Source organism: Staphylococcus sp. HMSC057A08, assembly GCF_001812925.1.
Classification (GTDB): domain Bacteria; phylum Bacillota; class Bacilli; order Staphylococcales; family Staphylococcaceae; genus Staphylococcus; species Staphylococcus hominis.
In genome coordinates this window covers 401174-415072 of sequence record NZ_KV810847.1, presented here as the reverse complement: position 1 = coordinate 415072, position 13899 = coordinate 401174, and the positions used below count along the sequence as shown (strand labels likewise).

Annotated in this window: 15 protein-coding genes; 6 read left to right on the top strand and 9 right to left on the bottom strand. The window is 31.1% G+C overall.

Translation table 11 applies throughout. The features are described 5' to 3' along the window. Positions 1–17: 17 nt before the first annotated feature. The 4 genes from HMPREF2881_RS03795 to HMPREF2881_RS03780 all read right to left on the bottom strand — a co-directional run bounded on the left by HMPREF2881_RS03795 (position 18) and on the right by HMPREF2881_RS03780 (position 3804). Entirely contained in the window at positions 18–749 is a 732-nt protein-coding gene (locus tag HMPREF2881_RS03795; RefSeq protein ID WP_002488805.1) for an amino acid ABC transporter ATP-binding protein, read from the bottom strand. Continuing rightward, positions 746–1465 carry an amino acid ABC transporter permease gene (locus HMPREF2881_RS03790; protein ID WP_002488746.1) on the bottom strand — a complete coding sequence of 240 codons (720 nt, stop codon included), beginning with the start codon at positions 1463–1465 and terminating at the stop codon, positions 746–748. The genes HMPREF2881_RS03795 and HMPREF2881_RS03790 overlap by 4 nt, the downstream gene beginning before the upstream one ends. Next, entirely contained in the window at positions 1446–2246 is an 801-nt protein-coding gene (locus HMPREF2881_RS03785) for a transporter substrate-binding domain-containing protein (protein ID WP_002488763.1), read from the bottom strand. Before HMPREF2881_RS03785 ends, HMPREF2881_RS03790 begins: the two co-directional genes overlap by 20 nt. Positions 2247–2364: 118 nt before the next feature. Next, a complete protein-coding gene (locus HMPREF2881_RS03780) occupies positions 2365–3804 on the bottom strand; it encodes an MDR family MFS transporter (RefSeq protein WP_002488715.1) in 1440 nt (479 codons plus the stop codon). Positions 3805–3898: 94 nt separating this feature from the next. Here HMPREF2881_RS03780 and HMPREF2881_RS11635 point away from each other — a divergent pair, with 94 nt between their 5' ends. Further along, positions 3899–3997 carry a putative metal homeostasis protein gene (locus HMPREF2881_RS11635; protein WP_100066500.1) on the top strand — a complete coding sequence of 33 codons (99 nt, stop codon included), beginning with the start codon at positions 3899–3901 and terminating at the stop codon, positions 3995–3997. Between the two features lie 133 nt (positions 3998–4130). On the opposite strand, the gene HMPREF2881_RS03775 is transcribed toward HMPREF2881_RS11635, so the two are convergent. After that, positions 4131–4817: a 2,3-diphosphoglycerate-dependent phosphoglycerate mutase gene (locus HMPREF2881_RS03775; protein ID WP_002448565.1), complete on the bottom strand. Its 687-nt coding sequence runs from the start codon at positions 4815–4817 to the stop codon at positions 4131–4133. Between the two features lie 347 nt (positions 4818–5164). Here HMPREF2881_RS03775 and HMPREF2881_RS03770 point away from each other — a divergent pair, with 347 nt between their 5' ends. Continuing rightward, complete coding sequence (locus HMPREF2881_RS03770; protein WP_002488789.1) at positions 5165–5605, top strand: aggregation-promoting factor C-terminal-like domain-containing protein; 441 nt, start codon at positions 5165–5167, stop codon at positions 5603–5605. 40 nt (positions 5606–5645) lie between these two features. Here HMPREF2881_RS03770 and HMPREF2881_RS03765 read toward each other — a convergent pair whose 3' ends face one another. The 3 genes from HMPREF2881_RS03765 to HMPREF2881_RS03755 all read right to left on the bottom strand — a co-directional run bounded on the left by HMPREF2881_RS03765 (position 5646) and on the right by HMPREF2881_RS03755 (position 8581). Continuing rightward, positions 5646–6521, bottom strand: a complete 876-nt coding sequence (locus HMPREF2881_RS03765) for a cation diffusion facilitator family transporter (protein WP_002488753.1) — start codon at positions 6519–6521, stop codon at positions 5646–5648. A gap of 180 nt (positions 6522–6701) precedes the next feature. Further along, positions 6702–7082 carry a GtrA family protein gene (locus HMPREF2881_RS03760; RefSeq protein WP_002448341.1) on the bottom strand — a complete coding sequence of 127 codons (381 nt, stop codon included), beginning with the start codon at positions 7080–7082 and terminating at the stop codon, positions 6702–6704. 2 nt (positions 7083–7084) lie between these two features. Continuing rightward, the gene (locus HMPREF2881_RS03755; RefSeq protein ID WP_002448402.1) at positions 7085–8581 is read right to left on the bottom strand and encodes a hypothetical protein; all 1497 of its coding nucleotides are present in this window, start codon (positions 8579–8581) and stop codon (positions 7085–7087) included. 150 nt (positions 8582–8731) lie between these two features. On the opposite strand from HMPREF2881_RS03755, the gene HMPREF2881_RS03750 reads away from it, so the two are divergent. The 4 genes from HMPREF2881_RS03750 (at position 8732) to HMPREF2881_RS03735 (ending at position 12988) form a co-directional block, all read left to right on the top strand. Next, positions 8732–9877 carry a glycerate kinase gene (locus HMPREF2881_RS03750; RefSeq protein ID WP_002488768.1) on the top strand — a complete coding sequence of 382 codons (1146 nt, stop codon included), beginning with the start codon at positions 8732–8734 and terminating at the stop codon, positions 9875–9877. 15 nt (positions 9878–9892) lie between these two features. Further along, the gene (locus HMPREF2881_RS03745; RefSeq protein WP_002488783.1) at positions 9893–10615 is read left to right on the top strand and encodes a hypothetical protein; all 723 of its coding nucleotides are present in this window, start codon (positions 9893–9895) and stop codon (positions 10613–10615) included. A gap of 145 nt (positions 10616–10760) precedes the next feature. Continuing rightward, positions 10761–11957: a putative multidrug effflux MFS transporter TcaB gene (locus HMPREF2881_RS03740; protein ID WP_002488760.1), complete on the top strand. Its 1197-nt coding sequence runs from the start codon at positions 10761–10763 to the stop codon at positions 11955–11957. 419 nt (positions 11958–12376) lie between these two features. Further along, the gene (locus HMPREF2881_RS03735; RefSeq protein ID WP_002448367.1) at positions 12377–12988 is read left to right on the top strand and encodes a C39 family peptidase; all 612 of its coding nucleotides are present in this window, start codon (positions 12377–12379) and stop codon (positions 12986–12988) included. Between the two features lie 52 nt (positions 12989–13040). Here the strand turns inward: HMPREF2881_RS03735 and HMPREF2881_RS03730 are convergent, their stop codons facing one another. Then, a complete protein-coding gene (locus tag HMPREF2881_RS03730) occupies positions 13041–13853 on the bottom strand; it encodes a metallophosphoesterase (RefSeq protein ID WP_002448624.1) in 813 nt (270 codons plus the stop codon). Positions 13854–13899 lie beyond the last annotated feature (46 nt).

Here is a 13899-nt window from a genome sequence, read left to right as displayed (position 1 = left end):
CAAACGACGATTCTTTTTTAATTTTCATTAATCACATTTAAAAAACGTCTTAATTCATCAGTTTTAGGGTGATCAAATAATTCTTTAGGAGAACCTTCTTCACCAATTTCACCGTCATGAATAAATACAACTTTATTAGATACTTCTTTTGCAAAACGCATTGCATGAGTAACTATCACCATCGTCATGCCTTCATTTGCTAATTCTTTAATAACTTTCAACACATCATTTACAAGTTCAGGGTCAAGTGCAGATGTAGGTTCATCAAATAACATCACTTTAGGATTCATCGCTAAAGCTCTCGCAATCGCCACACGTTGTTGTTGACCACCAGAGAGTGCATGAGGGCGCTGATCTTTAACATGTGTCAAACCTACTTTTTCAAGTAAGTCTAATGCTCTATTTTCAGCCTCTGATTTACTCATTTTCTTTACAGTTACTAAACCTTCCATCACATTTTCTAAAGCCGTTTTATGTGGAAAAAGATTATAACTTTGGAATACCATCCCTGATTGTTTACGTACTTCAATTTGAGATTTCTTATCTTTAGCAGTATACGTTTTATCATTCACAGTAACGTTGCCTTCAGTCGGAATCTCTAACGCATTAATCATACGCAATAATGTAGTCTTACCCGAACCGGAACGACCAATTAATGTGACAACTTCACCTTTTTTTACATTCAAATCAATACCTTTAATCACTTCTTTATCATTAAAAGATTTATGAATATTGGATAACTCAATCATGCCTTATACCCTCTTTCAATATATGATTCATAGAAGCCTTGGATGACTGAAATAATAAAACAAACAATCCAATACATCACGGCTACGAGAATATAAATTGTAAAGTACTCGTATGTTGTAGAAGCAACTTCTTGCGCTTTACGGAACATTTCAGCTACTAAGATAAATCCTAGTAATGATGTGTCTTTAATTAATCCTAAGAATGTGTTACCTAAAGCTGGGACTGAGACACGAATCGCTTGAGGTAAAATAATACGTTGAATCGTTTGACGATAATTCATTCCAATAGAGTATGCCGCTTCTGTCTGGCCTTTTGGAATAGAAATAATACCACCACGGATAATTTCAGATGCATATGCACCTACATTTAAAGACAATCCAATAATCGCTGAAACAACAGAAGACAATGTCCATTGTTCGTCCGCATTTCCAGTAATTAGACGTCCAAGTTCTGGAATACCATAAAAGATAATAAAGAGTTGTACAATCATTGGTGTGCCACGAATAATAGATACATATACACGTGCAATTCCTCTTAATACTTTACTAGATGAAATACGCATTAACGCCGTAAACAAAGCGATAATCAAACCTAAAATAAATGTCACAATTGTAATTGGAATAGAGTATTTTACTAAACCTTCCAACATGGGTCCAAATGCTTGAGTTGCTGCATCTAATGCGTGTTGTTGTTGACTATTTAGGCTCAGAAACATTTTCACCGAACCATTTTTTACCAATTTTTGCTAGTTCACCATTCTCTTTAAGTTTTTTCAGACCATCATTGAAATCAGAAACAACTTTATCATCGACACTTTTAGAGAATGCAAATGCTGATTTATTTTGTTCTGCATCACCTTTGATTGCTTTAATTTTAGCATTAGGTTTTTGTTTTTTATAATCTAAATAAGATAAGCTATCATTAAAAGTACCATCCACACGTTTAGATAATAATAAATCGATAGACTGGTTGAAACCATCTACTTTAGTGATGTTAGCACCTTTATCTTTAGCAAGTTTTCCGTAGTTAGAAGTAAATGTTTGCGCTAATTTTTTACCTTTCACATCATCAAATGATTTAATATTCTTCTCATCATCACGAACAACTAAGACACCACTTGAATAAGTGTAAGGGTTAGAGAATTTATATTTTTCTTTTCTTTCTTTATTGATACCCACTTGGTTTGCAATGACATCAAAACGTTTTGCATCTAAACCAGCAAACATTGAATCCCAAGATGTTTCATTAAATTTAAGTTTATATCCTTCTTCTTTCGCAACAGCTTTAATTACATCAATATCATAACCAGTTAACTGATCTTTTTTGTTGTGGAAAGTAAAAGGTGCATAAGTCCCTTCAGTTCCTACACGTAATGTTTTTTTATCACTATTACTGCTACTTGATTTTGAATCACTATTTTTGTCAGATGAACCACTATTACCACATGCGGCTAATACAAAAATAAGTGTCAAAGCTACAAATAAAAGTCTTTTCATTAATAACTCCTCCATATTCCTATTAAATTAGTCAGAATAAATTAATTCTAATCTCATCACTATGAATAGTCAATAACTATTTAAACTATTAAATAAAATAGAATGCTTAGATATGAGGTTAATGACTTTCTTCATTTAAATCCTTTTGTCGTTTAAGTAAAAAAGTTAATAATAAACTAACGACTGTGATAATGACTGCAAATAAAAAGCCAGAATGATAACCATGTATCATTGCGTCTGTTTGAATGTGTTTCATCATCTCTGTTTTAGCCATTCCTTGATAATCACTAAATGTCGGTTTAAAATGCTGACTTGCTACACTTAAAATTGTTACTAAACCAGCTGTACCAATAGAACCCGCTACTTGTTGAATTGTATTTGTCATTGAAGATCCATGGGCATTTAATTCTGGAGTGAGTTGGTTCATTGTATGCGTCATTACAGGCATTAACCCTAAAGCAATACCAATCATACGAATCGCATAAATAGTTGCTAAAACAATTGTTGACGTATGCTCATCCATGACTACAAAGTAGGACGTCGTAATTGTTACAATAAGCATACCTATCATTGAAAGTACTCGTGCGCCAAACGTTTCGTATAAACGCCCAGATATGATTGACATGATTGCCATTACAATTGCTCCGGGTAACAATATCAAACCAGAATCAACAGGCGTACGTTGCAACACATTTTGTACAAACATAGGTAATACCGTTTCAGATCCAATCATCGAAATCATCGTTACAGCCATAATAGCAATACCTACTGTGAATTGACTATTTTTAAATACTTTAAAACTTAATAGAGGGGTTTCAAGTCGTTCTTGTCTCCAAATAAATAAAACTACAAAAATAATGCCTAAAATAATAGTGCTCAGAACGACTGGGTCATTCCAACCTTTCTGAGAAATAGAACTTACCCCGTATAACATACCACCAAATCCGATAATAGATAAAATAATGGAGAGCATATCAATGGGTGCTTTTACTTTTACTCCAACGTTTTTAATAAAAATTAAAGCAAGTATGAAGGTCACTGCTGAAATTGGAGCTACAACATAAAACAATGCTCTCCAATTAATGTATTCAACCAAATATCCAGATAATGTAGGTCCAATCGCTGGTGCTAAACCAATCACTAATCCAAACATCCCCATATATTTTCCACGTTCGTGCGGTTCAAATATATCTAATATAGTCGTCATCATTAGTGGCATCATAATACCAGAACCTAATGCTTGGATAATTCTTGCAATTAATAAAGTAATGAAATTAGGGCTAAATCCTCCTAGTAAAGTGCCTAGAAAGAATATAATAATTCCAGTTAAGAAGACCTGTCTTGTTGTATAACGTTGAATAATAAATGCAGATAATGGAATAACTACTCCATTTGTTAGTAAGAAGGCTGTTGTGAGCCATTGTACTTGAGAATATTCAATATGAAAATCTTTCATTATTCTCGGTAATGCTGTGGTCAACAAGGTTTCATTTAATAAACCAAAAAAACCACCTAATAGCATAGTGAAAATCATAATTAACTTTTTACTATGCGACATGGTATCATCTCCTTATTTTTATTTTTAAATCGTAATAATTACTATTTACATAAGCCATCTTTTCCTTTATTCTTTATAAAAAGGAGGAATATTTATGAAACCAGATTTACAAACTGCACGTCGCAACTTAAAAAGTTCTAATATTAAAACACGTAAACGTGCATTAAAGATGATTAAGCAATATCGACGTTAGTTAAAACCGTTTAACTATTTTTATAAGCAATCTTACTCCACTACATTAATAAAAGACTAAAGCACTTCTTTAATGCTTTAGCCTTTTATTCTATCTACTATATTACAATAAATAAAAATTCTTGCTCACACTTTTATAAATAATAATGATTAGTTACTTTTAAATCGTCATCTAATTCATAAATTAACGGTGCACCTGTTTTAATTTCATAGCCTATAATGTCTTCATCTGATACGTCTTCTAAATATTTAATTAATGCTCGAATAGAGTTACCATGTGCTGCTACAAGTACAGTATCCCCATCTAATAAATGTTGTGAAATATGATCAGTCCAAATTGGAATTACACGCTCTAATGTTGTTTTTAAACTTTCAGAGTAAGGCATCATACGATGATCTAAATGACGATAGCGACGATCATTTAAATAAGATTGACGTTGTTCTTCAGTTTGTGCTGGCGGTAATACATCATAAGAACGTCTCCATTGATGAACTTGTTCTTCACCAAATTCCTTACGGGCATCATCTTTATTTAATCCTTGTAATTTTCCATAGTGTCGTTCGTTCAGACGCCAACTTTTATGAACAGGAATCCATTCTTGATCAGATTCAGCTAATAAATATTGAGTTGTTTCTAATGCTCTTGTTAATAAAGAAGTATAGGCAACATCAATTTCAATTTTGTTTTCTTTTAATTTTTTACCTGAAGTGATGGCTTCATTTCTCCCTTGTTCTGACAGTTGAACATCTTCCCAACCGGTAAATAAATTTTTCGCATTCCATTCACTTTGTCCATGTCGACATAAAATTAATTTTGGCATAATATAACACTCCTTAGATTAATAGAAAGTTAATGAGTATGATGATTGAATTATAAATACTTTCCTCATTATTTAATTTAATATCTATTTATCTTTACAACATTATTATAGAACGATTTCAATTTTTTTCATAATAGGACTACTTATCATTTAATTCGGAATATATGATAAACGTTGAGATATTTGTTACGTCGTGTTCATATTTGATAATTATTCTTGATATGACAGTAACCTATGTCATTAAATGAACTGTTATAGTGAACATACCGTAGTCAACATCTAGATTTATTGGGATGCAATGTTTTAATTCGAACATTAATATCCAAATCACAAAGGAGTTTTTTATTATGAAAAAATCAATCTTTGCATTAATGACAATGCTCTCATTAGGTGCCGCTGGAGTAGAAAGTGGCCAGGCACACGCAGAAGAGGTATCAACCTCCCCTTCTCAACAACATCAATACCAATATCATCAAAGTCATACATCTAATTTAAATACATCAAGTTCAAACACGACAACTTTTAGTACAAGTAGCACACAATCAGTATATCAACGTTTCTTAGCTGCTGGAGGCACAGAAGAAATGTGGGAGAAAATTGTACTTCCCGAATCTGGCGGTAACCCTAATGCATCAAATGGTCAATACCATGGATTAGGCCAAACTAACCAATCATGGGGGTATGGATCAGTGGAAACCCAAACGAAAGGCATGATTCAATATGCAAAAGAACGTTATGGATCAATTGGAGCAGCGATACGTTTTAGAGAATCAAATGGTTGGTGGTAAATTGAATAAAAAAAGAGCAGGAGTATACTCCCGCTCTTTTTTATTTTTCATTTAATGTATTTGGTTCTGGATGAACATATACAGACGATATACCATTATTTTCTAAATGTGTTTCTACTCTATCGCAAATATCATGCGCTTCTTGTAATGATAAACTTGCATCAACTACAATCGTTACATCTAAAAAAATGCTACTGCCGTGATAACGTCCTTTTACATTCTTTACTTCTCTTACATCTGTAACTTCTTGAACAAGATTTCGATATTCTTCTAAATCTTGTTCTTTAAATCCATCACTCAATGTAAAAATTGAATCTTTAAATATTCCAAACCCAGTATAAATAATTAAACACCCTAATACAGTGGCAAGTATTACATCAATGATAGGTAGACCAAATTGTGTAAATAATAATCCAATAGCAGTACCAATACTGACTAAACCGTCAGATAAATTATCTTTTGAAGCCGAGTCTAATGAGCTACTTTTAGTTTGTTTTGCAAGCCTATGATTAATAGCATAAACACCAATCATAATGACACCACTCATCATACTAATAATAATCGTAATAAAATTTGGAATATGTTGTTCATTTGTCAACATTCGAGGTGCATTTTCAATCACTACTTGTATACCTACAAACATAATAATAAATGATACGAGAAGCGTTGAAATATTTTCAGATTTCAAATGACCATAAGGGTGATTTTTATCAGCTGGCTTAATTGAAATCTTTAATCCCACAATAACAGCGATAGAGACAACAATATCAGTCATGTTGTTCAATGCATCTGCTCTTACAGCTGCTGAATCGTACACATACCCAGTAATATATTTTGCAACAGATAAAACGATATAAACAACTAAACTTAAATAAGCGCCTCTTTGCGCCAATTTAAGATTTTCGCTTTGGGTCATATCTAGTTAACCACCTTAAACACTTAGTATTAATAGTATGTACTATCGAAATTTGAATTACAATATTTTTTTATTTCTATTATTTTTATAAAAATAAACTAATTAATTTTTTAGTCAAGCCTAATTTACTATTTATAAAAAAAGAGCTAGAAATACATATTTCTAGCTCTTTCTTAAATTTTAGTCTTTTAAAATCCATTTAGATAATATAAAAGTAATTGGAATTGTAACGATAAGTCCTACAAAGGGTGCAATTTCAGAAGGGAAATGAAACCATCTTACAAATATATATAAAAACAAAGATTGCATTCCCATATTTACTACTTGTGTTAATGGAAAACTTAAAAATTTCTTAAGGGTTGGTTTAACTCTATAAACGAAATAACAATTTAAATAATAAGAAATAATAAAACTTACTATAAATCCAATAATATGACTCACCATATAGTGAACGTGTAATAATTTTAATAAAATGAGATACACTAAATAATAATCAAGTGTATTAATCCCACCCACGATGACGAATTTGATTATTTCATAGTGCGTTTGTTTTAACTTCATAGTTAATCTCCTCTGTCTTCTATTACATTAATATCAAACGGCAGTATTTTAAGTTGTTTATTATTTGAAATTTGATAGTACTCTTTGAAATTTTCCTTTGCGGTTTCTTCAGTTGGAGTCATTTCATAGAAATATGTCTCAAATGGCAAATGTTTTACAATAATTTCATTTCTATGTTGTTGAATTTGAGTTTGAATATTATTTAATCTAGCTTCATATTTAAAATGCACAATCGTAAAAATAGCAATAAATACGAATAATAAACATCCTACACAAATTTTTAAAATATTATCATAGCTTTGTTTTAAAGTATGTAATTCAGTAACTAAAGTAATCAATATCACACACCACATTATATAGACGATAAAGAACTGTTGAGACGTTACCTCTGAAATGAAAAAGATAGGTATCGCACTTAAAATAATGGAAATAAAAGCAGCGATTAAAATGATACGATAGTAGCTATCTGTAACTATAATAAAACTAGCCATACTTATACTGACGAAAAAGCTAAAGCATAGTAAGAAATTAATTAGACCATAACTTGTAATCAACGTTGTTTGATTAAAATTAAAGGGTTCAAAAATAAATATCTTGTATATAGGCAATGCAAGTATGCCAATCATTAATAGAATTTGTCTAATTTTAGAAAACGTTTGAAAGCGAGTATTTTTTATAAGTAACCCAATTATAACAATCGCAATCATAGACACTATGACAATATGATTAAAAAACATATAATGTGGAAGGTCATTTAATATTGTAACTCTTAATTTATGAACATAACCTAAGCCATCAATGTGTGCTCTCATTGCTTGAATGTCACTCAGATAATTAATGTACGTCTGGTTAATCAACATTATTAATGTACCACATAATGATAATAGAAACCCTATTAATAGATTAAAATTAATTTTACGTTTTAACATAAAATAAGCCATTAATGTCGTGAATAAAGCTAAATTAACAAAAAAAGTTAATGATTCAGCAAATAATTGCCCACTGAAACAACTTATCCAAAACAAAATGATATTGTACATTTTTAGTTCATCTTTTGTAAATAAAATTTTACTTATAAAACAAAAATGATAGAGAACACATATCATTCCAAAAGCATAACTAAAAAAATAACCAAAGCTTCCATAACTCTCTGAAAAAACTGAATTAGGTATAATAAGTAATAAAATAGTTGCAAGCATGAGATGACGAATTGAAAATGTTTGGCGTATCAATTTGAGTATTAATAAAATAATACTTACTGATATTATTGAATACATAATCATACGTAATATTACCGAACGTACTGCTACAAGCTCAATTAAATTACTAATATAACGTCCATTCAAATTATCAAAATGTTGGTAAAAGGCACTTATGCCTTGAGGACTTCCAAAAAACCAATCGATTCCATGTAAAGGAATGATTAAACCTAAGTAACCGTAAAATAATAATAACCCTATGACCCAGATGTAAAATTCGTGTTGTTTAAAGTTAGACATTTACACTACTCCTCCACTACAATAATGTTAAATTATAGTGTTTAATCGATTCTATTTAATTAAATACCATTATATACTTTTTTTATATTTTAAACATTAAATCATTTTAATTTAGATTTTTATTTATAATTTTAATCGGAAGTGATCTCGTTGAACATAAAAAAAATTGTTATTGCGCCAGATTCATTTAAAGAGAGTATGACTGCTAAACAAGCTGGATTAGCTATAGAACGGGGTTTTAAAAATATATTCGGTGATTCGCTTAAAACAGAGGTTATCCCTATGGCAGATGGTGGCGAAGGTACAACCGAGGCTTTAATAGAAGCATTAGATGCGTCAATTCATAGCATTAAAGTACATGATCCACTATTTAGAGAAGTGACTGCATCTTATGCTCGTTCTAGAGATAATCGTGTAGCTATTATTGAAATGGCAGCAGCTTCAGGATTAGATTTAATTCGTACAGATGAACGTAATCCTTTAATTACTACAACATTTGGTGTTGGCGAATTAATTAAAGACGCTCTAAACCATCATGTGACTAAAATTATATTAGGCATAGGAGGAAGTGCAACAAATGATGGTGGTAGTGGTATGCTGACCGCTCTTGGCGTAAAGTTTCTAAACTCTGATAATGAAGAAATTGAACTTGGTGGTGGTGCTCTTGCTCATTTGACCCATATAGATGCGTCAAATTTAGATTATAGATTAAACGACGTTACCTTTGAAGTGGCATGTGATGTTACAAATCCTTTATTAGGCCCTAATGGTGCCACATATATTTATGGACCACAAAAAGGAGCAACTGAAAAGATGATACCAAAGTTGGATTCCGCACTCGCAAATTATCATGATATGATAGAGAAAGCATATCATATCAGTGTTAAAGATATACCCGGTGCTGGAGCTGCCGGTGGATTAGGCGCCGGTATTCTCACTTTCTTCAATGCGTCATTATCTAATGGCATCGATATTGTCTTAAAAGAAACGCAGTTTCTTGAAAGAATTAAAGATGCCGATTTAGTTATTACAGGAGAAGGAAAAATAGATGTACAAACAATTTATGGTAAAACACCTATTGGAGTGGCAAAAGCATCCAAACAATTCGACTTACCTGTGATTGCGATATGCGGTAGTTTAGGAAAAAATTATCAAGCCGTATATCAACATGGAATTGATACTGTGTTTAGCATTATAGAAACGCCATCAGAACTCCCCTATTTATTAGAAAATGGAGAACGATTCTTAACACAAACTGCTGAAAATATTGCTCGATTAATTAAGTTAAATGATTAAAAAGAGGTGAAATCTATGAAACGTACTGAAAAATACAAAGATTCATATCAATACGATGATCAATATCAACAACGTAATCAAAAAAGTCGCGAGTATCAACAACGTCAACAGAGACGTCAAAGTGAAGAAAATTACAGAAGAAATGAACCTCGTCAAGAGTATCATCATCAAAATCAGGGCGATTATGATGAAAATGCTAACCGTTACTATAACGATCGTGACTTTAGACGTGAACAATTACTAGAAGAAGAGAATGAAAAAAATAAAAAATCAAAACGTTGGTTAATCGCTATTATTGCAATTCTTCTTTTAATTATTGGCATTTTTGCGACTAAATCTTATATTGATCATAAAAAGGAATCGGACAATAAACAACATACGTATAATGCAACAAATGATGTATCTAAAAATTATCAACAAGAAGTTCAAAATCAAAGCGATAATATCAAGAAACAAGTTGAAGATGCAAAAAATGATATTAAAGATAAAATAGACACTGAATCACGTCTTAGACAAATACAATCTCAAATTGATAAATTAAAAAATAATGAGATTACTAAAGAAGACTCTAAATTAACTCAATTTTATCAAGACCAAGTTAATAAGTTAAAAGAAGCAAATAATGCACAACAAAACAACGCAAATGAAAACAAAGTGAATGCGCTATTAGATGATGTCAATAATAAAGTAGATGATATCAAGAAAAAACTAAACAGTATTCTTGGTAATAATAATTAATATTCTTATGTATTGTGACAAATTTCAGCTCAGCTCTAAAAAGATTGATTAAATCAATCTTTTTAGAGCTTTTTATATTTGAAATTACATATTTTCTCAAAAACCTATATAATGTACATTGCAAATCTTTTCAAGGAGTACAATTATGCATAACTCAACACATACTAAATTGCCGATGCTATTACTCATTGTTCTAGGAACAATGACAGCATTTGGTCCAATGATTATAGATATGTATTTACCCGCTTTACCAGCAGTTCAGCAACAATTTAATACATCAACGTCAAGCATACAACTTACCCTATCCTTTGCAATGATTGGCCTAGCACTTGGACAGTTTATATTCGGACCTTTATCAGATGTATTCGGTCGAAAAAAAATTGCACTAATAATTCTTAGTGTATTCGTTTTAGCTTCATGTGGTGCGATATTTATTACAACATTTCCACTATTTTTATTGATACGTTTGGTACAAGGATTAACTGCCGGAGGTATTATTGTTATCGCTAAAGCTTTCGCAGGAGATTATTACCAAGGAAATACTCTAGCTAAATTTCTTGCTTCTCTTATGGTTGTAAATGGTATAGTAACTATTTTAATGCCATTACTTGGAGGTTTATCGCTTTCTCTTGGCTCATGGAGAATTATCTTTGTTATTTTAACAGCTATTAGCATAATCATGTTATGTGGCGTTACTTTCAATATGCCGACCACACATCATTCTGAGCATGTTACTGCCAATTTCAAACATATATTTTCTGACTTTGGACGTTTGCTTAAACGACCAAGATTTATTATTCCAATGTTTTTACAAGGATTAACTTATGTTATGTTATTTAGTTTTTCATCTGCTTCTCCGTTTATCACTCAGAAAATATACCATATGACGCCTCAACAATTTAGCGTAATGATTGCAATCAATGGCATTGGTTTAATTGTTGTGAGTCAAATCGTTGCTTTGCTTGTTGAACGTATACATCGTTTTAAAATCTTAATTTATTTGACTTTCATTCAACTTATTGGTGTACTTCTCGTTGTATTTACTTTGATATTACAAGGTCCATTGTGGCTCTTATTAGTCGCTTTCTTTTTAAATGTTTGTCCTGTCACTTCAATCGGCCCCTTAGGATTTTCAATGGCTATGGAAGAACGTACTGGTGGAAGTGGAAATGCTTCTAGTTTACTAGGTTTATTCCAATTTATCCTTGGTGGTCTAGTGTCTCCTTTAGTTGGTCTTAAAGGACAGTATAATGTAATGCCTTATCTCACAGTAATTGTTATCACAGCAATTCTCATAGTTTTACTTCAATTTTTATATTTTAAAAAATATCAACGTATCTAATATATTCTTATATTAATAAACGTAATCTAGCATCCATTTTTAATATAATCATCGACTGCCAATATGTTAAGACAATTGTTGATATGCTCCCTTCAAAGTAGATATTAAAACTTTGAAGGGCGTTTTTTATGTCTAGTAAATATAAAATGAAAGCCAATATATTACGATACGTTTTCCAAGAATATGAAAAAGGGATTTCTTTTCAATATATAATCGAATTATTACAGTTAGATATTAATACGCTTTGACCACAAACTAAAAATGAATATATACTTAAAACGATATCCATATTTTAGTAATAATGTTTCTTAGTAAATAATATTCAAATAAAGAATTCAAATGATTATACGCTACTCTAATCAAGGTATATAATAAATTTACTTTAAAACAATGTTTTATTGTCATAAAGGAGAACGTTAATGAATAAAAAATTATTATCTGTTACGCCTAAAAGTCAACTTTTTCCAATCCCTATGATTATGGGTTGTGAAGGCGTTTCTGCAGCTATGTTATTACAATATAATCATCATAATATTAAAGCTACTGATATTATGAAACATTGGCCCACTCATCCAAATAATCCCTATAAAGGCTATGTTGGTCATCATTTACTTGTTAAGTTTGGTCATCACCAAACGATTTTCCCTTCTGCTTATGTTCCATATTTACAAACTTTTGATTCACGTATCGTAGATGGCACTGGTACGAATTTAGAGGAACTAGAAACTGTGATTGATCAAGGACAACCGGTTCTTATGTATCATACAAGTTTAGGTCAAAAACCTTCACGTAAAACGTTTAAATTTGATAACCATACGCGTCAGCTTGTGTCTAACATTCACGTTACATTACTTATTGGATATGACGACACACATTACTATTATATTGATCCTTTATGGAGTCACTTTTTAAGAAAAGTAATTGTGCCTGCATTAGTACCTAATCGCTTCCAGATTATAAAAATTAAAAAAGAATTCATGGAGCGTAGCTTTAACGCCCCTGGTAAAAAATGTATCTATGTAAAACCATAAATTAAAAGAGCAAGAAGCGACTTCCTTCTAAACGTCGTTTCTTGCTCTTTTTTTATTCTATTACAAAGTCCATTAATGCATGATTCATTTCTGAATATATATCTGCTGTTCGCCATTCTCTTTTATAACCTAAACAAGGACATAAAAAGGTTATATTATTTTCAACTAAAGATTTACGAAAATGAACATGTCCCATAATACTGTATTTAATCGGAAACTGCTGATATAATTGATCGAAATCTGATGTACCTATAAATGCATTGAAAAAATCAAAAATACGATGAGGGGTAGGTACTACAAATTTAGAATGTGTTACAATATGTGTCATTAAAATAATTTGTTTATCTTGAAGTTGCTCCAATGCTTGTTTAACATGCTTAGCCGCCTTTTTGGATAAAATCGTATCATCTTCATCCCAATCGATTTTCACTTTATCTTGCCAAGTGGCCCCATAATATTTCCCTTTTTTTAATCGAGTTTCTTCAAACTTTTTATCAGCGTAACTGTAATCATACCAAGCAGTATGGCCTACAATAGCCCAATTATCATTAATTACATATGGATGATCCAACAAACACTCTGGCTTTGTTCTATAAAAATCATAAATATCTTGAGATGTCGTTTCATCCTCTACTTTCCAATAATCATGATTTCCTGGAACAAATAGTACGGGAATATGTAAAGCAGTTTTTAAATCTTTAATAAATTGATAGCTATCTCTAAAATAGTTCGAAATATCTCCTGCAATTAATAGTAAGTCAACCTCTCTATGTTGTACTACTTTAATCAATGTTTCTAGATATACATTTGATTTTAATTTAGGATGTCTATCTATATGTAGATCAGAAATCGCTCCGATTCTCATTCCTCTACTCCTCTAATACATTTTTAAATTTTATCTATTATGCCAT

Excerpts from the sequence above, each read along its gene's own strand:
- HMPREF2881_RS03795 (WP_002488805.1), bottom strand. The coding sequence starts at position 749 with ATGATTGAGTTATCCAATATTCATAAATCTTTTAATGATAAAGAAGTG.
- HMPREF2881_RS03790 (WP_002488746.1), bottom strand. The coding sequence starts at position 1,465 with ATGTTTCTGAGCCTAAATAGTCAACAACAACACGCATTAGATGCAGCA.
- HMPREF2881_RS03785 (WP_002488763.1), bottom strand. The coding sequence starts at position 2,246 with ATGAAAAGACTTTTATTTGTAGCTTTGACACTTATTTTTGTATTAGCC.
- HMPREF2881_RS03780 (WP_002488715.1), bottom strand. The coding sequence starts at position 3,804 with ATGTCGCATAGTAAAAAGTTAATTATGATTTTCACTATGCTATTAGGT.
- HMPREF2881_RS11635 (WP_100066500.1), top strand. The coding sequence starts at position 3,899 with ATGAAACCAGATTTACAAACTGCACGTCGCAACTTAAAAAGTTCTAAT.
- HMPREF2881_RS03775 (WP_002448565.1), bottom strand. The coding sequence starts at position 4,817 with ATGCCAAAATTAATTTTATGTCGACATGGACAAAGTGAATGGAATGCG.
- HMPREF2881_RS03770 (WP_002488789.1), top strand. The coding sequence starts at position 5,165 with ATGAAAAAATCAATCTTTGCATTAATGACAATGCTCTCATTAGGTGCC.
- HMPREF2881_RS03765 (WP_002488753.1), bottom strand. The coding sequence starts at position 6,521 with ATGACCCAAAGCGAAAATCTTAAATTGGCGCAAAGAGGCGCTTATTTA.
- HMPREF2881_RS03760 (WP_002448341.1), bottom strand. The coding sequence starts at position 7,082 with ATGAAGTTAAAACAAACGCACTATGAAATAATCAAATTCGTCATCGTG.
- HMPREF2881_RS03755 (WP_002448402.1), bottom strand. The coding sequence starts at position 8,581 with ATGTCTAACTTTAAACAACACGAATTTTACATCTGGGTCATAGGGTTA.
- HMPREF2881_RS03745 (WP_002488783.1), top strand. The coding sequence starts at position 9,893 with ATGAAACGTACTGAAAAATACAAAGATTCATATCAATACGATGATCAA.
- HMPREF2881_RS03740 (WP_002488760.1), top strand. The coding sequence starts at position 10,761 with ATGCATAACTCAACACATACTAAATTGCCGATGCTATTACTCATTGTT.
- HMPREF2881_RS03735 (WP_002448367.1), top strand. The coding sequence starts at position 12,377 with ATGAATAAAAAATTATTATCTGTTACGCCTAAAAGTCAACTTTTTCCA.
- HMPREF2881_RS03730 (WP_002448624.1), bottom strand. The coding sequence starts at position 13,853 with ATGAGAATCGGAGCGATTTCTGATCTACATATAGATAGACATCCTAAA.